At 42.1% G+C, this 22,549-nt stretch carries 22 protein-coding genes; 11 read left to right on the forward strand and 11 right to left on the reverse strand.

Annotated features, from left to right (window positions below):
* Positions 1–200 precede the first annotated feature (200 nt).
* Entirely contained in the window at positions 201–1,208 is a 1,008-nt protein-coding gene (fbp, locus tag PR833_RS08445; protein ID WP_004915725.1) for a class 1 fructose-bisphosphatase, read from the forward strand.
* A 212-nt stretch (positions 1,209–1,420) separates the two neighbouring features.
* Positions 1,421–1,951 carry an inorganic diphosphatase gene (gene ppa / locus PR833_RS08450; protein ID WP_004915724.1) on the forward strand — a complete coding sequence of 177 codons (531 nt, stop codon included), beginning with the start codon at positions 1,421–1,423 and terminating at the stop codon, positions 1,949–1,951.
* Positions 1,952–2,045: 94 nt separating this feature from the next.
* Here ppa and PR833_RS08455 read toward each other — a convergent pair whose 3' ends face one another.
* Genes PR833_RS08455 through tamA form a run of 3 tightly spaced genes read right to left on the reverse strand, consistent with a single transcriptional unit; the run spans position 2,046 to position 7,906 of the window.
* Positions 2,046–2,393 carry a gamma-glutamylcyclotransferase family protein gene (locus tag PR833_RS08455; RefSeq protein WP_004915721.1) on the reverse strand — a complete coding sequence of 116 codons (348 nt, stop codon included), beginning with the start codon at positions 2,391–2,393 and terminating at the stop codon, positions 2,046–2,048.
* 3 nt (positions 2,394–2,396) lie between these two features.
* On the reverse strand, positions 2,397–6,167 hold the full coding sequence (tamB, locus tag PR833_RS08460) for an autotransporter assembly complex protein TamB (RefSeq protein ID WP_272526026.1): 3,771 nt from the start codon (positions 6,165–6,167) through the stop codon (positions 2,397–2,399).
* On the reverse strand, positions 6,164–7,906 hold the full coding sequence (gene tamA, locus PR833_RS08465; protein WP_036944083.1) for an autotransporter assembly complex protein TamA: 1,743 nt from the start codon (positions 7,904–7,906) through the stop codon (positions 6,164–6,166). Before tamA ends, tamB begins: the two co-directional genes overlap by 4 nt.
* A gap of 132 nt (positions 7,907–8,038) precedes the next feature.
* Here tamA and msrA point away from each other — a divergent pair, with 132 nt between their 5' ends.
* Together msrA and PR833_RS08475 are read left to right on the forward strand one after the other, a co-directional pair.
* Positions 8,039–8,680 (forward strand): peptide-methionine (S)-S-oxide reductase MsrA, encoded by a 642-nt coding sequence (gene msrA / locus PR833_RS08470; protein WP_036942667.1) that lies wholly within the window; start codon positions 8,039–8,041, stop codon positions 8,678–8,680.
* 148 nt (positions 8,681–8,828) lie between these two features.
* Positions 8,829–10,196: a hemolysin family protein gene (locus PR833_RS08475; RefSeq protein ID WP_014657316.1), complete on the forward strand. Its 1,368-nt coding sequence runs from the start codon at positions 8,829–8,831 to the stop codon at positions 10,194–10,196.
* 95 nt (positions 10,197–10,291) lie between these two features.
* Here PR833_RS08475 and PR833_RS08480 read toward each other — a convergent pair whose 3' ends face one another.
* A complete protein-coding gene (locus PR833_RS08480) occupies positions 10,292–10,498 on the reverse strand; it encodes a DUF1107 domain-containing protein (RefSeq protein WP_014657315.1) in 207 nt (68 codons plus the stop codon).
* 307 nt (positions 10,499–10,805) lie between these two features.
* Here PR833_RS08480 and PR833_RS08485 point away from each other — a divergent pair, with 307 nt between their 5' ends.
* A complete protein-coding gene (locus tag PR833_RS08485; RefSeq protein WP_004915703.1) occupies positions 10,806–11,366 on the forward strand; it encodes a YtfJ family protein in 561 nt (186 codons plus the stop codon).
* A gap of 159 nt (positions 11,367–11,525) precedes the next feature.
* On the opposite strand, the gene qseC is transcribed toward PR833_RS08485, so the two are convergent.
* Complete coding sequence (gene qseC, locus PR833_RS08490) at positions 11,526–12,872, reverse strand: quorum sensing histidine kinase QseC (protein ID WP_014657314.1); 1,347 nt, start codon at positions 12,870–12,872, stop codon at positions 11,526–11,528.
* Complete coding sequence (qseB, locus tag PR833_RS08495) at positions 12,869–13,531, reverse strand: quorum sensing response regulator transcription factor QseB (protein ID WP_004915700.1); 663 nt, start codon at positions 13,529–13,531, stop codon at positions 12,869–12,871. The genes qseC and qseB overlap by 4 nt, the downstream gene beginning before the upstream one ends.
* A 177-nt stretch (positions 13,532–13,708) precedes the next feature.
* Here qseB and PR833_RS08500 point away from each other — a divergent pair, with 177 nt between their 5' ends.
* From PR833_RS08500 to mqo, 4 genes are all read left to right on the forward strand, one after another.
* A complete protein-coding gene (locus PR833_RS08500) occupies positions 13,709–14,113 on the forward strand; it encodes a YgiW/YdeI family stress tolerance OB fold protein (protein ID WP_272526027.1) in 405 nt (134 codons plus the stop codon).
* A 145-nt stretch (positions 14,114–14,258) separates the two neighbouring features.
* Complete coding sequence (locus PR833_RS08505) at positions 14,259–14,852, forward strand: NUDIX domain-containing protein (RefSeq protein WP_102780876.1); 594 nt, start codon at positions 14,259–14,261, stop codon at positions 14,850–14,852.
* Positions 14,853–15,274: 422 nt separating this feature from the next.
* The gene (locus tag PR833_RS08510) at positions 15,275–15,664 is read left to right on the forward strand and encodes a cupin domain-containing protein (protein ID WP_014657311.1); all 390 of its coding nucleotides are present in this window, start codon (positions 15,275–15,277) and stop codon (positions 15,662–15,664) included.
* 10 nt (positions 15,665–15,674) lie between these two features.
* Positions 15,675–17,168: a malate dehydrogenase (quinone) gene (gene mqo, locus PR833_RS08515; RefSeq protein ID WP_004915691.1), complete on the forward strand. Its 1,494-nt coding sequence runs from the start codon at positions 15,675–15,677 to the stop codon at positions 17,166–17,168.
* A gap of 53 nt (positions 17,169–17,221) precedes the next feature.
* Here the strand turns inward: mqo and cysQ are convergent, their stop codons facing one another.
* Entirely contained in the window at positions 17,222–17,962 is a 741-nt protein-coding gene (gene cysQ, locus PR833_RS08520; RefSeq protein WP_004915686.1) for a 3'(2'),5'-bisphosphate nucleotidase CysQ, read from the reverse strand.
* A 586-nt stretch (positions 17,963–18,548) separates the two neighbouring features.
* On the opposite strand from cysQ, the gene PR833_RS08525 reads away from it, so the two are divergent.
* On the forward strand, positions 18,549–19,517 hold the full coding sequence (locus tag PR833_RS08525) for a hypothetical protein (RefSeq protein WP_272526029.1): 969 nt from the start codon (positions 18,549–18,551) through the stop codon (positions 19,515–19,517).
* A 95-nt stretch (positions 19,518–19,612) separates the two neighbouring features.
* Here PR833_RS08525 and fklB read toward each other — a convergent pair whose 3' ends face one another.
* Positions 19,613–20,233 (reverse strand): FKBP-type peptidyl-prolyl cis-trans isomerase, encoded by a 621-nt coding sequence (gene fklB, locus PR833_RS08530; RefSeq protein ID WP_004915679.1) that lies wholly within the window; start codon positions 20,231–20,233, stop codon positions 19,613–19,615.
* 230 nt (positions 20,234–20,463) lie between these two features.
* Here fklB and PR833_RS08535 point away from each other — a divergent pair, with 230 nt between their 5' ends.
* On the forward strand, positions 20,464–21,105 hold the full coding sequence (locus PR833_RS08535; RefSeq protein WP_004915675.1) for a LysM-like peptidoglycan-binding domain-containing protein: 642 nt from the start codon (positions 20,464–20,466) through the stop codon (positions 21,103–21,105).
* 403 nt (positions 21,106–21,508) lie between these two features.
* On the opposite strand, the gene rplI is transcribed toward PR833_RS08535, so the two are convergent.
* Genes rplI through priB form a run of 3 tightly spaced genes read right to left on the reverse strand, consistent with a single transcriptional unit; the run spans position 21,509 to position 22,546 of the window.
* Entirely contained in the window at positions 21,509–21,958 is a 450-nt protein-coding gene (gene rplI / locus PR833_RS08540) for a 50S ribosomal protein L9 (protein WP_004915671.1), read from the reverse strand.
* A 38-nt stretch (positions 21,959–21,996) separates the two neighbouring features.
* The gene (gene rpsR, locus PR833_RS08545) at positions 21,997–22,224 is read right to left on the reverse strand and encodes a 30S ribosomal protein S18 (protein WP_000135199.1); all 228 of its coding nucleotides are present in this window, start codon (positions 22,222–22,224) and stop codon (positions 21,997–21,999) included.
* 4 nt (positions 22,225–22,228) lie between these two features.
* Positions 22,229–22,546 carry a primosomal replication protein N gene (priB, locus tag PR833_RS08550; protein WP_071599631.1) on the reverse strand — a complete coding sequence of 106 codons (318 nt, stop codon included), beginning with the start codon at positions 22,544–22,546 and terminating at the stop codon, positions 22,229–22,231.
* Positions 22,547–22,549 lie beyond the last annotated feature (3 nt).

The following is a 22,549-nucleotide window of genomic DNA, read 5'->3' on the forward strand; positions in this document are numbered from 1 at the left end:
GTATTCCCAAAATGATCCAAACGCGGCAACAAGAGCCAGTTACTGTTATCCCAAGAGTACATGCTCAAGTATGTGACTTAGGTAACAAAATACGACCCACATCGCGGCGGTACAACGTATCAAGGGTATAGATTAACTCCACGCGCAAGGGTACAATTCCCCCCTGCAAACCTCTGTCAATTATATTCAGGACCTTCGTCATGAAAACATTAGGCGAATTCATCGTCGATAAGCAACAAGATTTTCCTCATGCAACAGGAGAACTGACCGCATTACTGTCAGCAATCAAACTGGGCGCTAAAATTATCCATCGTGATATTAACAAAGCTGGACTTGTAGACATTCTTGGCACAAGCGGTGTGTCGAATGTCCAAGGTGAAGTCCAGATGAAGCTTGACCTGTATGCAAACGAAAAATTAAAAGCCGCTTTGAAAGCTCGCGGGGAAGTAGCTGGTATTGCCTCCGAAGAAGAAGATGAAATCGTCATTTTCGAAGGCGATCGTGCAGAAAACGCGAAATATGTCGTATTAATGGATCCACTGGATGGTTCTTCGAATATCGATGTAAACGTTTCCGTCGGAACAATCTTCTCTATCTACCATCGTATTACCCCAATTGGCCAACCGGTGACTGAAGCTGACTTCTTGCAACCGGGTCATCGTCAAGTCGCGGCAGGTTACGTCGTTTACGGTTCATCCACCATGTTGGTGTATACCACAGGATGTGGCGTACATGCCTTTACCTATGATCCATCACTTGGTGTCTTCTGCCTCTCTCACGAAAAAGTGATGTTCCCAACAGAAGGAAAAATGTATTCAATCAACGAAGGTAACTACATCAAGTTCCCTATGGGCGTGAAAAAATACATTAAATACTGCCAAGAACAAGATGAAGCGACAGGTCGCCCTTATACGACTCGCTATATTGGCTCGCTGGTTGCGGATTTCCACCGTAACTTGCTTAAAGGCGGCATCTATATCTACCCAAGCACGGCAAGCCATCCAAATGGTAAGCTCCGCTTACTGTACGAATGCAACCCAATTGCGTTCCTTGCAGAACAAGCAGGCGGTAAAGCGAGTAACGGACGTGACCGTATTTTAGATATCAACCCAACTGAACTTCACCAACGCGTTCCTTTCTTTGTTGGTACAGCTTCTATGGTTGAAAAAGCAGAATCCTTTATGCGTGAGTTCCCTGACGCTGAATAATGTTATTCATCGCGCTAAGGCGGGCTAATCCCGCCTTTTTTGTGGCCTTTTCTCAGCTTTTTTTTATGAATGCCCTACCAACTAGTGAGTTTTCCCCCTCTTTACGGCTATAATACCTTTCACGTTATGTACCCAAAATCGTTTTAAGTTGCTTAGATAGGGCTTAACTTATTGATGGGCATATTAGTTTTTAACATAAAGGATACTTTTTCATGGGCCTGAACAATGTACCGGCAGGTAAAGATCTGCCAGAAGATATCTACGTTATCATCGAAATCCCTGCTAATGCAGATCCTATCAAATATGAAGTTGATAAAGACTCTGGCGCTCTATTTGTAGACCGTTTTATGTCTACAGCGATGTTCTATCCATGTAACTATGGTTACATCAACAACACACTATCTTTAGATGGTGACCCTGTTGATGTACTGGTACCAACACCTTACCCATTACAACCAGGCTCAGTTATTCGTTGCCGTCCAGTCGGCGTATTAAAAATGACTGATGAATCAGGTGAAGATGCCAAATTAGTTGCAGTACCACACACTAAACTGAGCAAAGAATACGATCACATTAAAGATGTGAACGACCTGCCAGAGCTGCTACGCGCACAAATCACACACTTCTTTGAACACTACAAAGATTTAGAAAAAGGTAAGTGGGTGAAAGTAGACGGTTGGGATAACGTTGAAGCGGCTAAAGCTGAAATTATCTCTTCTTTCGAACGCGCTGCTAAAAAATAATTTCCCCTAACTCGGGAAGGGAAGGCTCTGGTGGTAACACGAGAGCCTTTTTTATAGAAAAAGCGCCGATAACCCATTGGCTACCGGCGCTTTATTACTCTTCTTCGTGACGTTTTAACCAGTCACCTGATTTGATACGACGCAAGCCTTCAACGGAATGCCGATAAAGATAAATCCAAGCATTGCCATATGGCGTAGGGATTAATTCACGAACATAGTCCTGTGAATTTTTCTTTAACTCATCTAACTCAGTCAAAATAGAGGGATTGATGCGATACACTTCGCACTCAATCACACCTTCACCTTTGATAACCGCTGGATAATACCCCAAGTCATAAAGCTCATAGCCTTCTAAGCTATGTTCGCCTAACAACTGAGCGTAAGTCATCCAGTGATGATTTCCTTGCTTGCGCCTTAAACTGCCATAAACAATTACACGCATATATTAAAACTCAAATTGATAAAGAAGATCCAGCGCCTGATTCACACCAGACACCGCTTCCAAATATAATTTAGGCATTAATCGATAACGCAATGTTAGCGTTGCCAGTGAGTCAAATATACCAACACCGTACTTAATTTGAAGGTCATTGGTAATTTTACCGCTCACCACGACTTGTGATTTATCACCAACCCCTTGCGTATCGAGGGCTAAATCAGATACTCCAAATGTTTCACCAATCTTACCTACGAGTTGCCCACTTTGAGCCACCCCGAGTCCAATTAGCATTGATGTCATTTGTGAACCATTAGCATCTCCGCTTTCTAATCCTTCTCCGCGTAGCAAATAGGATAAAGCTTCTTGTTGCGTTTTGGCTGGCTCAGAGAATATCTCGACTTTCGGTTTGTCTGCAAGCCCTGTCACCTTAACACCAGCAATCACATTATCAGCTGTGTTTTCAGGATTACGAATCGCTTCTAAGTTCAAGAAAGGCTGTTCCGGAGGACCTGAGAACTGGATTTGCCCTTTACGCACGATCAAATCTTGCCCATAAGCACGGAAACGCCCTGATGGAATATCGATTTGCCCATTCAAGCTCAGGCCTTGTTTATTTTGCAGTACCTTCAACATGCCTGTTAAGCGAGCTTTCAGACCAAACGCATCCAACATCACATCGTTGCCGATCTTAATATCCAGATTGGTTTGAATTGGAATTGGTGTGCTTGTCTTCTCAATAGGTTTCAGGTCACTGTCTAACATCACTACATCGGAAGAAGCCCCTACCGCTGATTCAGGAATTTCTTGAACCGTAATTCTTGCCCACGGAATATTCACACTTCCGTTTAACGTCAGTAAGGTCGGTGAAGCTTCAAACACAATATCAGGCTGCACATCCACTTTGATCATTGGCGGCATGGATACACGTAAATTGTTACCCACGGCCATGACTTTAGCGTGCCATGCCTCTGCCTTACGCCAATCCGCATCACCATTAATATTCAGATAACCTTCTGGCGTATTAATTTGCCCCGTCATGACTGAGCTGGCGCCATTAAAGGCAATACCTAATTGACCACTTTTGATATCAAATGGGATCAATGACGATTTAAGCTCTAAGCCTGAAAGGGATAAATTACCATTTAGCAATGGGTTATTCGCCGTTCCGCCAAGACGTAAATTGGCATTTAGGTTACCATTGGCAACTTCTTTCTCGCCTAATAACGGCTTAATTAACGCTAAGGTAATCGCATTGATTTCGACATTACCTGAAAGCTGCCGTCTCTTTTCCAAATCAGCAATATGAACATTGCCTTTTAACTGCCCATTGTTGGCAATTTTAAACAACCAATTCAGGTCTGCTTTGCCATTTTTCAATGCGGCATTCAAGGTCAGAGTCTCAAACTCTAACGGTAATAGTGTACCTTGAACCAATTGAACAGCTTTAACACCATCACCTTTAAGATCGACTTTAGCTTGTGGCAAGCTGCCATCATCCTTCCATACCACATTGGCTTTACCGCTAAATACGCCTTTGACACGTGTCTCATCTGTCAGGAACGGTTTTAACATCGCAAGGTCAAAGCGTTCTAACACAACATCGGCGCTACCGCTTTTCCCTGCTTTAATCGGTTTGGGAACACAAAGGCGTGCATTGGTATTCACCCAACAGTGAGTACCAATAGTCACTTCTTGCGTTTGGTTTGCATAGTCCAGCGCCATGACCTTACTTAATTGCCATTCACCCACTGGCGTTTCAAATAAGGTATTGCTGAGATTACCTTTCCATGTTTCAGTTTGGCGATCGAAACCACCTGCTAACGTTAAGCGCCCCGAAACTGGCTCACCTTTCACATCCAATTTTACGGTATGTTTTTTCTCGCTCCCATTCGCATCTAATGTTAGCTGGCTGATCACCAAGTCAGCCTGTTTGAGTTGGCGAACAACGACGGATAAATCCCCTTTGATTTGCTCACCCGATGTGACTTTTCCTTTAATAACTGCATTATCAATGGATAGGTCTTTTTGCCATCTCACCCCACGAGCGGTAAGATCCGCTTGTACCTCTGGCGCGTCGAGATCACCGCGTAGTTTTACATCACCGATGATCACACCACCTAGCCCCGGCAATATGCCATCAAGGCCCGGTGCATTGATTTTAGTATCTAGGTTCCATTTGTCCGCAAGGCTTCCTTTAACATCAAGGTGGTTTTTACCCAATGACAGTTTCAGATCAGGTATATTCCATTGCCCTGCCGCATTACCTGAAGCCTGACCGCGTGCTTTTAGCGGATTATTCTTGACGTTACCGTCTAAGCTAATCTCAGGGACTTGTAACTGCCAGCTACCGCCATAAAGACTACCGCGAGTAGCAATCTTACCATCGACTTTTGCTGGCCATTCAGGCCACTGTTTTGCGGTATTGATACCTGATAACGTCAGTACTGCATTCCAACTGATCGCTTTGCTCCAGTCAGCCACCCCCGTAATATCCGCATTACCTTGCAACGCCGCTAAACGTAGGCGCGTAAGGTTAATTTGCTCTTCATTACCTTTCGCATCCAACATTAGCGTTGAAGGTGGAATATCTTGTCCTGTAATCGCTGAGCGAAGGGATAAATCATAAGCCGAAGGACGCCCATTTAAGCGTAAACGAGTGCCATCAAGCTGATATTGAGCCTCTCCCACCAGCGGCCAGCTCAATTTTTGGCTCTCTAGCGTTAATTGAATAGGTAAGTCTGCCTGACCAAGATCGGTCTGAGCATTCAACGTCGCATTCACTGGCCCACTGAGATTCAGTGCCAGTTTTAACTCTTCGAGCAATCCACCTTTAAGGGATAAATCAATCTTTTGTCCATTAAGATCTTCAAGGCGGCTTTCCCCTGTTATCGACAAAGAAACCGGCCACTTATCCTGTAATGTTGCGGTGCCTGATAAGGCGACATTACCTTGCGGTGAATCAATCGTAAATTTCTTAAGTAAAACGTTTTGCCCATCGTTTGAAAGCGTTAAATTCAAACTATTAATAACCGCTTCGGTTGCTCCCGTCAGTTGCAAGTTTGAACCATTAATACCTTCAACATTTAGATCAACAGGCAAAATCACTTCCGGCAATTCCGCTAATAACGGTTTGGCGAATAATGTTTTTAGCGTTTCACCAATAGATTTTTCTTCGCCAGTCGCGACTTCTTTGACGGGCTCTTCTGGTGGTGCCTCTTTGTTTTCAGGTAAATTAATCGCCAAATCAATAATATCGGTTGGCGTTACCGTTAACGCTTTTTTCTGCCAGTAAATACCCGTTTTAAACTTCCCTAAATCAATCGCCATTCCATCCACATTGACTTGCGTTGAAGTCAGTTGTAGTTGATTTAGGTTGATAGTCAGTGGCGCATTTAACTCTGTTAATGGCTCAGAAGGTGGTGTCTCTTCTGAAGGTGGTATTTTGGATGTATCAACATTAACGACCACATTTTCGGTCGAAAGATCATCAATACATAATTCCCGATTAGTCAAACAGCCTAAACGTAACGCCAGATGTAATTTTCCAGCATTCACATCAACACCTGGCATTTGGTATTTTACGTCAGTCAAGGTGAGATTATTGATATCCCCTTCAATCGAACGGATTTCTAACCCCGATACAAAACGGGTGGCGCTGTTCAAGGCAAAATGCAGGCCCGATTGTGTGCTAAGTACCCAGCCTAGCGCGGCAAAAACCAAGATCAAGACTAATAAAATGGTGAGACCTGTCCATTTTAACCACTTCATCCATTTCATAGTTCTGTCCCCAAGCCGATGTAAAATTGAATTTTATTGTTATCCGAATCTCCAATTGGGGTGGCCAAATCGAATTTAATTGGCCCTACAGGAGAAACCCAACGGACGCCAACACCGGCCCCTGTTTTAAAATCGCTTTTCTTAATATCGTTAACTGCTTCACCGGTATCAACGAACGCGGCGCCCCACCAATTACCTGTGAAGTTGTAATCATACTCGATAGAGCCGACAACCAGTTTAGATGCCCCGGTTAGCTTGCCTTTACTATCCTCTGGAGAGATTTTTTGGTAACCGTAACCACGTACACTGCCATCACCCCCTGCGAAGAAACGCAAGTCTGGCGGTACTTTGTCAAAGTTATTAGTTTCAATCCAACCTAAGTTGCCTCTAAACACAAAACGGTGCCCTTCCCAAGGAGAACGGATCCAGACCTGTTTTGTTTGTAACACGAGAAAATCAATATCTGATCCCCAAATTTCATTTGAGTAATCAACAGAATAACGTTGGCTATCACCCCAACTTGGCATCACCCCTCCGCGTTGACGAATACGACTCGCATTTGCCCCTGGATAGAGCAGCATCGTGGTATTTGTGACATCTGCCTGAGTAAAGTGACTGAGCATCCAACGCATATTGACGCCATACTGCCAACCGCTGGAGTAATCCCAGTTACGAGACAGATTTAACGTTGTGGTATCAGACTCCGTATCGTTTAAATCAGTACGTTTATACCCCCCTTGAACGGCATAATATTGTTCAAGTGGATTGGCTTTAAGGGGGATCTTATAGCTTGCATCAATAATTTGTTCTGGCTGTGATAGGCTAATATTGGATGTAATACTTTGCCCACGAGAGTTGACCCATGGCTTATTCCATGTTGCTTTGACACGCGGCCCCACGTCTGTCGCATAACCGCCCCCCAATTCAACAAAGTTTTTTGCCCGAGGCACCATCACCCCTTCCATCGGCAATATGTCAGTATCATCTTCTCGCGCTTTAGCGATGTTTGGAGTGACAATAGCCGAAGTAAACCAGCCAGTTTCGACTAATCGGCGGTTAAATTCAGCTAATTGCTCTGACGTGTAATATTCCCCCTCTTTAAAGGGAGCAAGGTTATTTAGGTAATCCGTGCGAATTTGAGAACCTTCATAGGAAATAGCACCAAATCGATAACGCTCACCACTATTAAAATTAAAATCCCAATAAGACGCGTGGTGGTCTAGCGATATCCCTAACTGACTTTTTTCCATTATCGCATCGAAATAACCTTTACGGATCGCTAGGCTACTAAACTTCCCTTTAAAGCTTTCATATTCACCATCATTTTGGATCGTACCAATTTTGGGTGTATTACTTTTAATCATTTTGGCATAGTCAGGGTCGTTTTTGGCTCCCCCTTCTAATTCAATATTTACACCCTGTACTCGAATGGGTTCACCCAAAGTCACTTTCGCTGTCAGCACAGAACGCGCTGGTGGCTTATTTTCTTGATAGCTGAATTCAATTTTTGGTTGGTAGTAGCCTAACGGCTTTAAACCATCCTCAATCGCTTTTGTTACCCGAGCGCGGAAGCGGCCATTAGGCACAACTTCATCTTGAGAAATCGTAGATAATTGAACTCGGACGTTCTGATTCGGTTGCCCCTCAAGCCCTTCAATATTAAGGCGAAGATTTGCAGCATATGCCGTAGAAACCGCCGCCGTTAAGCTGAGAAAACAAATGATAGGGTATTTTGACACGCCCGCTCCTAAGTTCATTGATAGTTTGACTAAAGACTCCATATCAATTTATTTTGAGTAAAATAAATTTTAGATACAAGTTTTTATCCTAATTTTTACCTAACGTGCACAACATTACTCATAGGAATAGTTATGTCATCTAATCAGTCACAACCCATAAATATTTCCCAAGCGCTACCCGGTAGGCAAAGTGCTATTCCCCATTCACCATACCATGCGGTTAACCATCATTCGATTGACAATATTCCGAAGAACGCTGAAATTGCCTATTTTGCGATGGGCTGTTTTTGGGGAGTTGAGCGTTTATTTTGGCAGCAACCGGGCGTTTACTCAACATCCGCTGGCTATAGTGGCGGGATTACGCCAAATCCAACTTACGAAGAAGTGTGTACGGGTCTCACCGGGCATACTGAAATCGTGAGAGTCGTCTTTGACCCACAAACTATTAGTTATGCAGACTTACTGACCCTGTTTTGGGAAAACCACGATCCAGCACAAGGTATGCGCCAAGGGGGTGACATTGGTACCCAATACCGTTCGGCTATCTACACCGTCTCTGATTCGCAATTACAGCAAGCCACAAAGACGCGGGACGCTTATCAACAAGCGATGGCAGCACAGGGTGATCCACGCCAAATCACCACAGAAATCATGCCATTTGAAGTGTTTTATTTTGCGGAAGATTACCATCAACAGTATCTTCACAAAAATCCAGCAGGCTATTGTGGTTTAGGTGGAATCGGCATTTGTTTACCACCACAGAACATAAACTAGGCAGAAAATTTAACCTAATGCTATAATAACGCCACTAACCGAATTTTTGCGCACTCCGCGTTATTTTTACCTATGTAGTAGAACGAGTTACCTTCAGGTGATCTCAAATCAAGATCCGTTATACCTGAAGGTAATGTCTGGATAATTTATGCTTAACAGTTTACTAATCGTACTTTTATTATGTGCTATCAGCGCATTTTTTTCGCTGTCAGAAATATCATTGGCAGCATCTCGCCGCATTAAATTGAAACTCATGGCTGATGAGGGCAATGTTAATGCCGCTCGTGTTCTAAAATTACAAGAAATGCCGGGTATGTTTTTTACCGTAGTGCAAATTGGCCTTAACGCCGTCGCCATCTTAGCAGGTATTGTCGGCGAATCTGCTTTTGCGCCATCACTACAAGAGGTATTTATTCATTTCTTATCACCAACTTGGGCACAGCAAACCGCATCCATTCTTTCATTTACGATTGTCACCAGCCTATTTATTTTAGTGGCGGATCTAACGCCTAAGCGTATTGGAATGGTGAAACCTGAAGCCATCGCAGTGCGAATTGTCAATCCAATGCGTTTTTGTTTGACCGTATTAAGCCCTCTAGTTTGGTTTTTTAATGGTCTTGCAAACCTGATCTTCAAAATTTTCAAGTTACCAACGGCACGTAATGAAGATATTACCTCCGATGATATTTTTGCTGTGGTCGAAGCGGGGGCGGTTGCAGGTGTGCTGCGTAAGCAAGAGCACGAACTGATCGAAAACGTATTTGAACTTGAATCACGTACCGTTCCCTCTGCAATGACGCCACGTGAAAGTATTATCTTCTTTGATAAAGAAGAGTCAGAGGAGAGTATTAAACATAAAATTTCAACCGAGCCGCATTCTAAGTTTTTAGTTTGCAGTGGTGATATTGACCATGTCATTGGCTTTGTTGATTCAAAAGTCTTGCTAAATCGTGTTTTGAATGGTCAAAGCCTTAACTTGCAAGATGGCGTTCATATTCAAAATGCGCTGATGATCCCCGATACCCTCTCGCTTTCCGATACTCTCGAAGCTTTTAAAACAAATGGGGTCGATTTTGCCGTCATTCTCAACGAGTACGCTCTTGTGATGGGGCTTATTACGATCAACGACGTTATGACAACATTAATGGGTGATCTGATTGGGCCGGGCCAAGAAGAGCAGATTATCACGCGGGATGAAAACTCATGGCTGGTTGAAGGCGGTACTCCGATTGAAGATGTACAGCGTATTTTAGATATCGATGAATTCCCTGATGTGAGTAATTACGAGACCATCGCAGGCTTTATGATGTACCGTTTAAGGAAAATGCCGAAACGTACTGATTATGTGAAATATGCAGGCTATAAATTTGAAGTTGTCGATATCGATAACTATAAGATTGATCAGTTGCTTGTCACCCGAATTACAACGCCACCCGCACCTGTCGTGGTTCAAGCGGGTAAAAACAACACAGAAACGGCTAACGCAGAACAACCAACACAAAAAGTCAAAGAGTAATACTTTACAGCGAAGCCGTTTCATTTGATGCGCCACCTTGTGTGGCGCTGCTTTTAATTAAATAGCGAACAACTATTTAATTAAATCAACAGCATTTACCCCAACTCAGATTGTAGAACCAGAACTTGTTTATTCACCTCACTCATTACATTGTAGTGGCGCTTATCACCCACTTTAGGTGGTAAGATTTTGCCGTAATTGAATTCAAATGCACCAAAGCCTTTGATGTAAATACGACCACGGAATAGCGTTTTAACGTAGAGTGCAATTTTGGATGGGTTATAACGGTTAAATATTTTCATTAGAACTTTTCCTTTCCTTTTGTCATACGATACTCGTTCACTCATACCGCTCGTTAATAATAGACCAGTAATATTTACTTTGGTTCTATTATTGCAGTTTTATTCAATTCATTTACAGAAAATGACACTAGGAACATTCTGTCAATAACCTCAAAAACTTTGTAGTTATGCTAAATTTTGCAAAAATGTTAATTTCAGTTTCACAACTCATCGGATGAGCTATGCTATAACTGTAAGCGCAAAATATGACTGCCATGTTTCAGTCATTGCATGACACTCTCAAACCGAGTAATAATGAGGTAATATAATGATTAAAAAGAATTTTTTACTTGCTTGCCTACTCACCTTATCATCCACAGCTTTCGCAAGCCAAATCCAACTAAATCAACCTGTACCGGCAGTTTCTGTTACAGACAAAGGAGAGATGCTATTAAGTCAAGAGGGGAAATTTTCCTATCAAGAGTGGAAAAGCCAACAATTACCAGGAAAAGTCCGTACAGTTCAACACATTGCGGGGCGCTCTTCCGCTAAAGAGCTGAATGCACCATTGATTGAAGCGATCAAAAAAGCGAATTTTCCCCATGATGCTTATCAAACAACCTCAATTATCAATGCGGATGATGCCATTTTTGGCACAGGTGTTTTCGTCAGTAACAGTGTTGAAGACAGCAAAAAAGAGTTTCCTTATTCGCAATTTATCGTTGATAGCGATGGTGTCGTTAAAAAAGCATGGCATCTCGCACCAGAAAGTTCAGCGATTATCATCTTGAATAAACAAGGAAAAGTGCTTTACTTCAAAGACGGTGCACTCACTGCCCCTGAAGTGGATAAAGTGATCACATTAATTAAATCTGAACTTGCTCAATAGCGCTCATCACCTCTTGTGCACGGAAACATCGCTGTCGTGCACATATTAAAAGAGAGGTGTGAGTTTATCTATCACTAGTGAGTTATTCTAAAAAGGCTTATTAGCCACTAAATTTATATGGTGAATAATTATTTGGAATTTATTAATAACCAAGCATTATTACCAAGTGATTTTGACGCAAAAACCGCCATTTTCGCCATTTGCAAAAGCCAATCTGAAATGGTGTAGCTCAGCAATCTGTTTCGCAATAGATAACCCTAAACCACTACCTGTTTTCTCTTGCCCCGGTGGACGATAAAAGCGTTCACCTAACCGTTTAAGAACATCCTGAGTTACCCCTTGCCCATCATCATGGATCGTGAGGTGATCCTTATTCAGTACAATATCTACTTTTCCACCAGCCTTACCATAGCGAATGGCATTATGTAGCAAATTCCTTAAAAGGATAGCTAATAACAGACGCTGCCCAGTCAATAATGGTGGCTCATTAACCACTACAACATCCATTGTCGTCTGTGCAGCTTTCGCCTCTAATGAGATATCTTGCAGTGCAGACTCAATTAAGGCTAACCATGAAAGTTGCTCCACATCATCAAGCTGTGACAATGACTCTAAACGAGAAAGCGTTAATAGCTGATCGACAAGACGTGTGGCTCTATCGATCCCTTCGGATAAGTTAGCAACCGCATGTTCTCGAATGGTAGGATCATGCCCTGCTATCTGCACAACTTCGGCCTGCACTTTCAGTGCTGCCAACGGACTACGTAGCTCATGGGCCGCATCCGAGGTAAATTGGCGTTCACGAGCAAACATCGCTTGAATACGCGTAAATAAGCTATTGAGTGCATCTAACATTGGCTTGACTTCTGAGGGGAGCCGCTCAACATGCACTGAACTCAGTTCATCGGGCCGCCGTTGATAGAGTTGGGTTGTGACTTGATGTAATGGCCTCAATGCACGCGTTAATAACCATAAAAACAGGATTAGCATGATAGGCAGCGCAATTAGCCAAGGTAAAAACTGCGCAACCATAATCTCCATCGCCATATCTTGCCGATATTCCCACTCTTGCCCCACGACAATAATATATTGCCCTTCCGATGATCTTAGCCAAACAAAGCGCCATTCATCATCACTTCCTTTAATTTTGCCTTCGGTAAACCCTTCTCGGCTAAAGTTAAACGGGATTTTGCGCCCATTATCACCGTCATTCAGTACCATCTCCCCTTGAGGTGTGAAAATGGCGAATGCCAGCGCATCATCATCTTGATTACCACGGTTTTTACGTAAGATTTTCTTCGTTTTTGCTAATGAAACATCATTAAAATCGAGATCAGAAGGTAATACAGACAAACGTTTAGCAAATACCATTTGCTGAGTATCAAACAGTTCATTGATCGTTTTATATGTTTGATGCCACGCAAGTAAACTCGCCACTCCCCACGTCATTAGCGCGAGTAGCAACAGCATGAGTGTCAATTTTAAGCGTAAGCTAAAGGTTTTCATGCTTCCTCACCTAAACGGTAGCCGACACCATGAACTGTTCGAATAAAACGTGTACCTAACTTACGCCGTAAATGGTGAATATGCACCTCGACGGCATTGCTGGATACCTCTTCATCCCAGTTATACAATTTTTCCTCAATGAAGGCACGAGACAGCACCTTGTTTGGATTATGTAAAAACAAGGATAATAGAGATAACTCCTTACTTTTTAATTCGATACGTTCACCGTGACAGGTGACAGTCATTGCAACAGGATCCATTTCAATATGACCATGCTTTAATATTGGCGACAATTGCCCGCTACGCCGACGAATTAATGCCTGCAAACGCGCAGCAACTTCTGCAAGCGCAAAGGGCTTACAAAGGTAGTCATCGGCACCTTGTTGTAGCCCTTGCACTCGCTGATCCAAGGCATCTCTTGCGGTTAATATTAAAACAGGCTCATCACGCCCTTCTTTGCGCCAAAACTTCAAAATCTCCATACCATCTACACTCGGCAGAGAAAGGTCGAGTATCACGGCATCATAAGGCGCATCGAATAAGGCGACTTGCCCTTGCTTACCATCGGCAAACCAATCAATGGTAAAGCCAAGTTGGCTTAATCCTACTTTTAAACCATCTCCAATTAACCGGTCATCTTCGATCAGCAAAATACGCATGATTTTCTCCTTTATTAGAATATTGTTATATTTATCCGATTAATTTGGATATGACCAGTTGTTATGAACTAAATTTAAAATATATTTTTTTTCTGTGGGTTCTTAAGATCCTGTTAAGAATTTCTTGTTTTAATAGCTCCCGTAAACAAATTTTGGTAACAAATGGAGAGGACCACTATGAAAAAATTACCCTTAATCGCGTTAATTGCTGCATTAGCTTCTGCACCTGTACTCGCTGCAAATGGTGGCTTTGATGGACCAGGCGCGGCTCAGACGACCACCAATCAAACAAACCAAGCTGGTGGCTTTTCTGGCCCAAATAGCGGCGAAACTACGGTCGCTAAAGCTCTCGATTTATCCGATGATAGCTGGGTGACCTTGCGTGGTAATATTGTTAAGCAGTTAGATCAAAAACATTATGAGTTTACCGATGGGACAGGCACCATCAATCTCGAAATTAGCCCAAAACGCTGGAATGGCATTAATGTCACGCCAAAAGATAAAGTAGAGATCCGCGGTAAAATCGACAAAGACTGGAATACACGCGAAGTGGAAGTCAAACAGATCCAAATTATAAAATAATCTTTTGGTAAAAATTAAGGTAGCCGCTACGGCTGCCTTATTTATATTGATAGAGATTGATGTGATAAAACTGGCATAAACTCTTATTTAAGGATGGTGACCACAGTGCTAAATTAACCGTTACCCCTATTACGAAGGTAACATCATGTCTGCTAAAACGCCCCAAATCCGTCATATTCGTGAAACTTTACTCTCTGATAATTGGTATACCTTAAAAAAATACACTTATGAAATTCAACGCCGCGATGGTCGTTGGCAGCAGCAAACCCGTGAGTCATATGACAGAGGAGACGGGGCTGTTATCCTACTTTACAACCAAGCGAAAAATACCATTATACTGATCCGCCAATTCCGCCTTCCTTTGTATATCAACGGCTATCCTCATTTTCTTATCGAAGCTGCGGCTGGGTTGCTTGATAATGCATCGCCCGAAGAACGCATTATTGCCGAAACAGAAGAAGAAACAGGTTTTCGTATCGAAAAAATAGAAAAAGTCTATGAAGCCTATATGAGCCCAGGCTCCGTCACTGAAAAACTCTATTTTTATATTGCCGAATATCACGATGGCGACCGCATCAATTCGGGAGGTGGGCTTACCGAGGAAGGTGAAGATATTGAAGTATTAGAGTGGGAATTCCCAAAAGCATTAGCCGCGATAAAAAGTGGTGAGATTGTTGATGGAAAAACGATTATGCTTATACAACACATTGCCCTAAATAATATTTTAAAGGGTCATTAAAAGTACTATTTATATTATTCTATTTTCCTTCTTGATAAGAACCAAGAAGGAAAATTAAATAGGGTTTATTTCTTCTTATATTTTTACATTAATACGTTTTATTTCCTCTATACTAGAAATATTGACATTTCTTATCCCAGCTCAAAAAATAAATAAAAATACCAAATTACAATCAATAGGTTACGATAATTTTTTATTCACAAATATACTATCAGGAACTATTAATCTAATAACTACAGTGTTTATTTTAAATAAAACACGATACAATCAAATAATGTGATATTTTATATTTACAACAATAACGAGTAGGTTAATTATTAATTTTCAGTTTAGTCTTTTTTAGAAAGTCCTTTATTGAAAGTCTCACTCTTTTACCAATTAAGTTGTTTGTTCAGCCATATAAAATGTAAGAGGTTAATAATATGATACGTTGTGTTCGTATGTGGACCGGTGAAGATGGCAATTCTCTTTTTGAAGAAGGTACGATTGAATTAAGTGGTGAAGCTAGAGGCGATAAAGAAACGCCTGCTATTGCCGTCAGTGAACTTTCATTTCGTGAAACAACCTCTGGTGGGTCTTGGGATTGGCATAAAGATCCTGTACCACGTTATGTCATCACACTTTCAGGCACTTTAGAATTCGAAACCAAAGACGGCTCAACTTTTATTATCAAGCCTGGTGATATTTTACTCGCACAAGACAACACAGGTACTGGCCATAAATGGCGTTTAATTGGTGATGAACCATGGCGCCGTGCTTATGTTGTTTATCAAGAAGGCACTGAACTGTGTTTTAAACCCTCTAAGTCTTAGGAGTTTTTGAATGAGTAAGCCTATTTCAGAACAAGTTGATATTGCGCTCATTGGCGCAGGTATCATGAGCACCACACTCGCAACTTTTTTAAAAGAGCTTGAGCCATCGCTAAATATTGCGATATTTGAAAGACTCAATGACTGTGCTCAAGAAAGTTCCCACCCATGGAATAATGCGGGAACAGGTCACGCAGCAAACTGTGAAATGAACTACACGCCACCGAACCCAGATGGTACAGTGGATATCAGCAAAGCGCTTGAAGTTAATACTGAATTTGACCTATCACGTCAACTTTGGTCCTATCTTGTCACCAAAGGTAAAATCAAAGATCCCCGTGACTTCATTCACCCTTGCCCACATATGAGCTTTGTTTGGGGTGATGATAACGTAAAATTCCTCCAGCAACGCTATCGCCAAATGTCTGCTCACCACTGCTACCAAAACATGGAATACAGTGATGATCCTAAGCAGATCAATGAGTGGGCACCGTTGATTATGGAAGGCCGTGATCCAAAAGAAGCCATTGCAGTCACACGCGTGGTAACGGGGGCTGACGTAGATTATGGTGCATTGACCCATTTATTGATGGAGCAATTAACACAGCAATCGGGTTTCACTGTTCATTACAAACATGAAGTGGTTGATGTTAAGAAAACCGCAGAGGGTCGATGGAATATTGAGGTTAAAAACCTACTCACTCACGAAAAAACCATCACATCAGCGAAATTTGTGTTTGTGGGCGCGGGTGGACGTGCAATAGAGCTACTACAAAAATCAGGCATCCCAGAAGGTAAAGGCTTCGGTGGCTTCCCTGTAAGTGGTATCTGGCTACGTTGCGACAACGAAGAGATTGCTAATCGCCATCATGCAAAAGTTTATGGTAAAGCAAGCAAAGGCTCCCCTCCGATGTCAGTGCCTCACTTAGATACACGTATCATTGGCGGCAAACGTTCACTTCTATTCGGACCTTACGCGGGTTTTTCCAGTAAGTTCCTTAAACATGGCTCTTATTTAGACTTGTTTGAATCTGTGCGCTTAAATAACATCGAACCGATGCTGGCAGTTGCTAAAGATAACTGGTCGCTGGCGGAATACTTAGTTGGACAAGTATTACAAACATCAGCACATCAGTTTGCGATGCTACAAGAGTTCTACCCTGAAGCACAACATGAAGACTGGAAAGAAGTTGTCGCGGGTCAACGTGTACAAATCATTAAGCCAGATCATGATAAGAAAGGGGTCTTGGAATTCGGCACGGAGCTAATTACCAGTGCAGATAAGTCCTTCACCGTATTAATGGGAGCATCACCGGGCGCTTCTACTGCGGCCTTTATCGCGCTAAACGTTTTGAAAACTTGTTTTGCCGAGCAGCTTAGTGCAGATGGCTGGGAAGCACGCTTAAAAGAGATCATTCCAACTTATGGTATTGACTTAAAAGTCGATGCAAAAGCTTGCTCTGATATCCGTGCGGCAACGGCAAAAGTGCTCAAACTGGATAATTAATTCAGCGCTGTCGGGTAAATAAAGTTATTTACCCGACATTATTTCACCATAGTTTAAAATAACGTTACGCGAAAACCTGGGTTTAAAAAGGATTCACGTGGTGTGTAATCTAATGTTTTGCCATTCCAATCAAGCACCTTAGCCCCAGCTGCCATTGCGATTGCATGCCCTGCTGCTGTATCCCAAATGTTAGTTGGCCCAAAGCGAGGATAGAGCTGCGCTTTCCCTTCCGCTACCAAGCAAAATTTTAATGATGAGCCAATTTCTACCGTGTCATGGTTCCCCAATTGTGCAAGGTAATCACGTAATTCAGCGTCTTGATGAGAGCGGCTAATCGCTATGATTGGAGGTGTTATATCTTTAACATGGATTGACTGTTTATGCCCACCCTCTTCTTTCCACGCTTGATTACCCTCCGCATAATAGAGCAAGCCTTTGGCGGGCGCATAAATAACCCCCATAACGGGCATACCCTTTTCAATCAAGGCAATGTTAACGGTAAAATCCCCATTACGATGAATAAATTCTTTTGTGCCATCAAGTGGATCAACCAACCAATACCGTTGCCAACCTTTGCGTTCATTCCATGAAGGGGGGTCTTCTTCAGATAACTGAGGAATATCCGGTGCAATGCGAGTCAAACCCGCTGTAATAATTTGATGAGCGGCAATATCCGCAGCCGTCACCGGAGATTTATCGCTTTTTTGCTCAACTTGTAGCGGTTCTTGAGCATGATAGATCTCCATAATGGCAGAGCCTGCATCGATAGCCAGTTCACAAATTTGTTTTAGCATGATTCACCTCTTTTCCATCACTCTTTACCTTAAGATTAACAGCCATAGATAGTAAGTGCACGCTAATTGAAGCCACAGAAACCGTTCACACTTACCTTATCAATCTACATTATTTTCTTTCTAAGTAGTTTCAATTAATGAAAAGAATAGTGTTCTTGGGGAAATGTTGCGTTATATCAGAATAGTGCTTTATATTTTGCTTTAAGTTTGATTTATTACTCGACATTTGCAATAGTGATATTGCTTAATCCATTGTTTTGTATGCGTAAGAAACAAATAAGCGAGAGCCGTGAGCTTCTTTTAAATAAAAGCAATTATAGATTGTGAATATATATCCGAAGTTAGTTTAGGTTTTTAGCTCTCACGCTACTAAGAAAAATTCCTATATTTATGCCCGATGGCAACATTAAGATAGCAAACGTTATGATCCATTCTCGAGTAGCAACAACGCATTATGATTTAATGCCATACAGAACAATAAGTAAAAATGACAGTAAGCTTGATAGCATTTTTGAACGGGAATGTAATTTTCTATTTATATATCACCGCTATCAATTATGTGATTCTCTAAAATTTAGGAATAAAAATGAGTCAATCAAATGCAGCCAAACTCTCTTTTTTTAGATTACCCGCCATATTTGTGAGTGTTTGGATCCTCACTGAATATTTGTGGTTTTATAGCGTGACAATCCAACCATTATTATACGCGCCACCGCATTATTTAAATTCGATTATATATGGCATAAGGGTAGAGTGGTTCATTAAGATTTTTATCTTCCTACTTTCCACTTGCCTTATCTTTTACTACACCAAATTGAACCAAGCTAACCTTAAAAATATCCTTATTGTTGCGGGTATTGCCATTGTCTACTTTTTTATTCTCAAATTTACGCAACACTTAAGTGGCATAGTCATGAACAAGACATTTGGAGGGATAGGATTATATCATCGCCCCAGCTTAGTGTATGCCTACAGGTTTTCCATTATAGTTAGCATTATCAACGTCTTGATACTTATTTTGCTATTTATACCAAGAATATTTTTTTGTAAAAAAGCGCGTCATGATTTCGTATTAACAGAAAAAAATCATGGGTTAATTTACAATGCACTCTATACCATAACCATGTTATGTTTTACGCTTGTTATTACCTTTATCACAGTATATAGCATTGCATTATTCAAGGAGAATCAACTGATATTAAAAGGTTTCTTGCTTCTGAGTTACCAAGCGTCTGACATGTTATTTCCTGCAACAGCAGCTGCTATCGTTATCTTCCTTTTAAGTATATATAGATCAATTCCTTTCCAAGGAAGTCAACTCAAGGTAAAACGTTTAATGCTTCTTTCGTTCATTAATACCATTATACTACTGGCGATAATGAGCCTGTTAGCATTCTTACTCTATTTATCAATAAAGGCCAATCAACAAATCGCCACTTTAGATAAGTTCTTCGTCATCGTTGGTATTGTGATTTTTATTATCATTGCACGTCTTATAAATAAACGGGTGTTTAGAACGAAAAAAGATTCACCCACAATTACGCCTACCGCTTAAAACATAAAAAGGGCTTTGCGGCCTCGCCTTCATAATAAAAAGGCTGACCTGCAAAGCCCTGATAGTAGCTTAGTCAGTTATACTGACCGCCAAGATTACAGAATTTCGAGTAACTCAACTTCAAAGACTAGCGTGCTGAATGGCGGAATAGATGCGCCTGCACCACGTTCGCCATAAGCAAGCTCGGAAGGGATATAAAGTTCCCATTTAGAACCGACAGGCATCAGTGTTAATGCTTCAATCCAACCTTGAATAACGCCGCTAACAGGGAACTCTGCGGGTTGACCGCGCTGCACTGAGCTGTCAAATACAGTACCATCAATCAAGCGACCAGTATAATGTACGCGAACACGGTCTGTACGTGTAGGAATTGCGCCTTCGCCTTGGTTAATGACAGAAAATTGCAAACCAGACTCAGTGGTTGAGACACCTTCACGTTTTTGGTTTTCTTCAAGGAATGCACGGCCTTCTGCAGCCATCGCTTCTTGGCGAGCTACACGAACAGCATCTGCACGCTCATGGATTTCACGTAACGCTTTATGTAGCGCTTCGACGGGAACTGAAGGCATATTACCTTCTAATGCGTCAGTAAGACCCGCTAAGATAGCTGCCGGCTCTAGGCCTTCTAAGCCAGACTCTAATAGTTGTTGACCAACTTGCAGGCCAATACCGTAGCTTGCTTGAGCTTCTACTGAATCAAAATTTTGGTTTGCCATGAAAATACCTGTATGGTTTTTGATAAAAAACCAAGGATAACAGCCCCTCTCTTATGGGTAAACCTAAACAATGCCTATCAAGAATAAAAGCCTTTCGGACGGCTTGATCCCGCTCAGTGTTCTCTGAAAAATAACTTAGGGTAATCAAATTACTACAAATCAGTGCTAGTATTCTTGTTATCACAAGTTATTTTGCCTGTTGTTAGGGTTTCCTCAATCAAGGAGGAGTCATGTTTAAACTTTCAATATTTCATCGTATTGGTATTGCTGTTTTAACGATCATTATCATCGCGGCGTTTTTTATACCTGTCGATGACAAAAACAGCGATCAGCAAATAGCACAAAATCAGCCACAACCTATTGTAGTTCCACCACCCACAGCACCGGAAATTGTGACCCAAGCCCCTTCGGAGGAGCCAACCATCAGTAGTGGAACAGACGACACACAAACGCGTTTACCTAATGAGCCTGAAATTATTCAAGAGCCTCCCGTTGAAACCGTTCCACCTACCACTGTCGAGCAACCTAAGCAACCGGTCACACCATCAGAGCCAAAACAGACCACACCAACAGAGCAAGAGAAGCGTCCAGCTACGCGTCCTTCCACTAATAATTGGCAAAATTATCAAGTCCAAAAAGGAAAAACACTGGCTCAGTTATTTCGTGATAATCATCTGCAAGCCAACGATGCATTTATCATGGCACGCGTTGAAGGCCCAGAAAAACCATTGAGTAACTTGCGCCAAGGGCAGAAAATTCGTTTGAAAGCGAATGCCAAAGGTGAAGTACAGCTTTTAGAAGTGACAACTGCGGAAGGTAAAACGGTTAGTTTTGCCCGTTTAAGTGATGGTAGTTACTACCGTACACCTTAGTTATTCGTTAAAACATTAACGCTCCACTATCAGGCAATAGCTGGGGCATTAATGTTTATACAAAAAATCCCATTTCGCTTTATGCCACATACTGTCAATCAACCTTACGCGGTAAATTTGCTATTACGCAATCGCATTTAGCTCGATTGCTCCGACTCTAACTCACACTTGAGAAAATTAGGCTATTGCCATTTTCTATCAAAGTCGCAAATCAGTGGTATCACTGTACTCGATATAGGATGGAGTGGTGTGAATAAGGTTATTTCGTGGAAAGCAGCAGGATAGGTAAAACGCTCACGACTTTTAAGTAAAAATAACGGTTTTTAGGCAATAAAAAACACCGGACAAGCCGGTGTTTTTTTGTACCATCGAATAAGTCCGATAGTACTACCATCATTTTTGATTACTCAGCAACGATGATAACGTTCAGCTCAGCAAAAACATCGCTGTGTAACTGGAAGTGAACTTCGTGGTCACCAGTAGTACGCAGAACGCCGTTTGGTAGGCGAACTTCGCTTTTCGCGATTGCAACGCCTGCTGCAGTGACTGCATCAGCGATATCACGAGTACCGATAGAACCAAACAGTTTACCTTCGTCACCTGCTTTAGAAGCAATAGTCACAGAGCCCAGTGCATTAACAGCTTCTGCACGAGCTTGAGCTGCTGCCAGAACTTCAGCCAATTTAGCTTCTAGTTCAGCACGGCGAGCTTCGAAGAATTCGATGTTTTTCTTAGTTGCAGGAACAGCTTTGCCCTGTGGAACTAAGTAGTTACGAGCATAGCCCGATTTAACGTTAACCTGATCACCCAGGCTACCTAGGTTAGCTACTTTATCAAGCAGAATAACTTGCATTACCTTATCCTCTTAAAGTCGTTAATGGACTGTACCAATTACTGATGACGATCAGTATATGGCAACAGAGACAGGTAGCGAGCGCGCTTGATAGCACGAGCGAGCTGACGCTGATATTTTGCACGAGTACCGGTGATACGGCTTGGTACAATTTTACCACTTTCAGTGATATAGTTTTTCAGCGTTGCGATATCTTTATAGTCGATCTCTTGAACGCCTTCCGCTGTGAAACGGCAGAACTTGCGACGACGGAAATAACGTGCCATATGGCTAGTCTCCAGAATCTATCAAATCAATCTGCTCGGCATGAAGAACCAGTTTACTCAGTCCATTGCGCCCTTGATGGGTACTAATAAAACCTGTCACTGTAATTCGACTGCCGACCGTTATACTGTGAGTATGGGCTTGTAAGGCTTGTCCGCTAACAATGATGGGCATTCTGCACCATGCTTGCCGAGTCAATCCCGCTTCCTGTTGTTGTGAACGATGTTCTAAAACAAACTGGCAGTGAGGAATACCCGACGGACTCACTTTTCGAATTAATGCTTTACAGACCGTGCCTGTGAGCACCAAACGATTAGTGAACACCTG

It is taken from the genome of Providencia sp. PROV189 (genome assembly GCF_028480065.1).
GTDB lineage: Bacteria > Pseudomonadota > Gammaproteobacteria > Enterobacterales > Enterobacteriaceae > Providencia > Providencia stuartii.

Bases quoted from the DNA above. Each gene is read 5' to 3' on its own strand.
- qseB (WP_004915700.1), bottom strand. From the start codon at position 13,531: ATGCGTATTTTGCTGATCGAAGATGACCGGTTAATTGGAGATGGTTTA.
- PR833_RS08505 (WP_102780876.1), top strand. From the start codon at position 14,259: ATGTCTGCTAAAACGCCCCAAATCCGTCATATTCGTGAAACTTTACTC.
- rplI (WP_004915671.1), bottom strand. From the start codon at position 21,958: ATGCAAGTTATTCTGCTTGATAAAGTAGCTAACCTAGGTAGCCTGGGT.
- cysQ (WP_004915686.1), bottom strand. From the start codon at position 17,962: ATGCTAAAACAAATTTGTGAACTGGCTATCGATGCAGGCTCTGCCATT.
- ppa (WP_004915724.1), top strand. From the start codon at position 1,421: ATGGGCCTGAACAATGTACCGGCAGGTAAAGATCTGCCAGAAGATATC.
- PR833_RS08510 (WP_014657311.1), top strand. From the start codon at position 15,275: ATGATACGTTGTGTTCGTATGTGGACCGGTGAAGATGGCAATTCTCTT.
- fklB (WP_004915679.1), bottom strand. From the start codon at position 20,233: ATGGCAAACCAAAATTTTGATTCAGTAGAAGCTCAAGCAAGCTACGGT.
- PR833_RS08500 (WP_272526027.1), top strand. From the start codon at position 13,709: ATGAAAAAATTACCCTTAATCGCGTTAATTGCTGCATTAGCTTCTGCA.
- qseC (WP_014657314.1), bottom strand. From the start codon at position 12,872: ATGAAAACCTTTAGCTTACGCTTAAAATTGACACTCATGCTGTTGCTA.
- PR833_RS08475 (WP_014657316.1), top strand. From the start codon at position 8,829: ATGCTTAACAGTTTACTAATCGTACTTTTATTATGTGCTATCAGCGCA.
- rpsR (WP_000135199.1), bottom strand. From the start codon at position 22,224: ATGGCACGTTATTTCCGTCGTCGCAAGTTCTGCCGTTTCACAGCGGAA.
- mqo (WP_004915691.1), top strand. From the start codon at position 15,675: ATGAGTAAGCCTATTTCAGAACAAGTTGATATTGCGCTCATTGGCGCA.
- msrA (WP_036942667.1), top strand. From the start codon at position 8,039: ATGTCATCTAATCAGTCACAACCCATAAATATTTCCCAAGCGCTACCC.
- PR833_RS08480 (WP_014657315.1), bottom strand. From the start codon at position 10,498: ATGAAAATATTTAACCGTTATAACCCATCCAAAATTGCACTCTACGTT.
- PR833_RS08525 (WP_272526029.1), top strand. From the start codon at position 18,549: ATGAGTCAATCAAATGCAGCCAAACTCTCTTTTTTTAGATTACCCGCC.
- PR833_RS08535 (WP_004915675.1), top strand. From the start codon at position 20,464: ATGTTTAAACTTTCAATATTTCATCGTATTGGTATTGCTGTTTTAACG.
- PR833_RS08485 (WP_004915703.1), top strand. From the start codon at position 10,806: ATGATTAAAAAGAATTTTTTACTTGCTTGCCTACTCACCTTATCATCC.
- PR833_RS08455 (WP_004915721.1), bottom strand. From the start codon at position 2,393: ATGCGTGTAATTGTTTATGGCAGTTTAAGGCGCAAGCAAGGAAATCAT.
- tamB (WP_272526026.1), bottom strand. From the start codon at position 6,167: ATGAAATGGATGAAGTGGTTAAAATGGACAGGTCTCACCATTTTATTA.
- fbp (WP_004915725.1), top strand. From the start codon at position 201: ATGAAAACATTAGGCGAATTCATCGTCGATAAGCAACAAGATTTTCCT.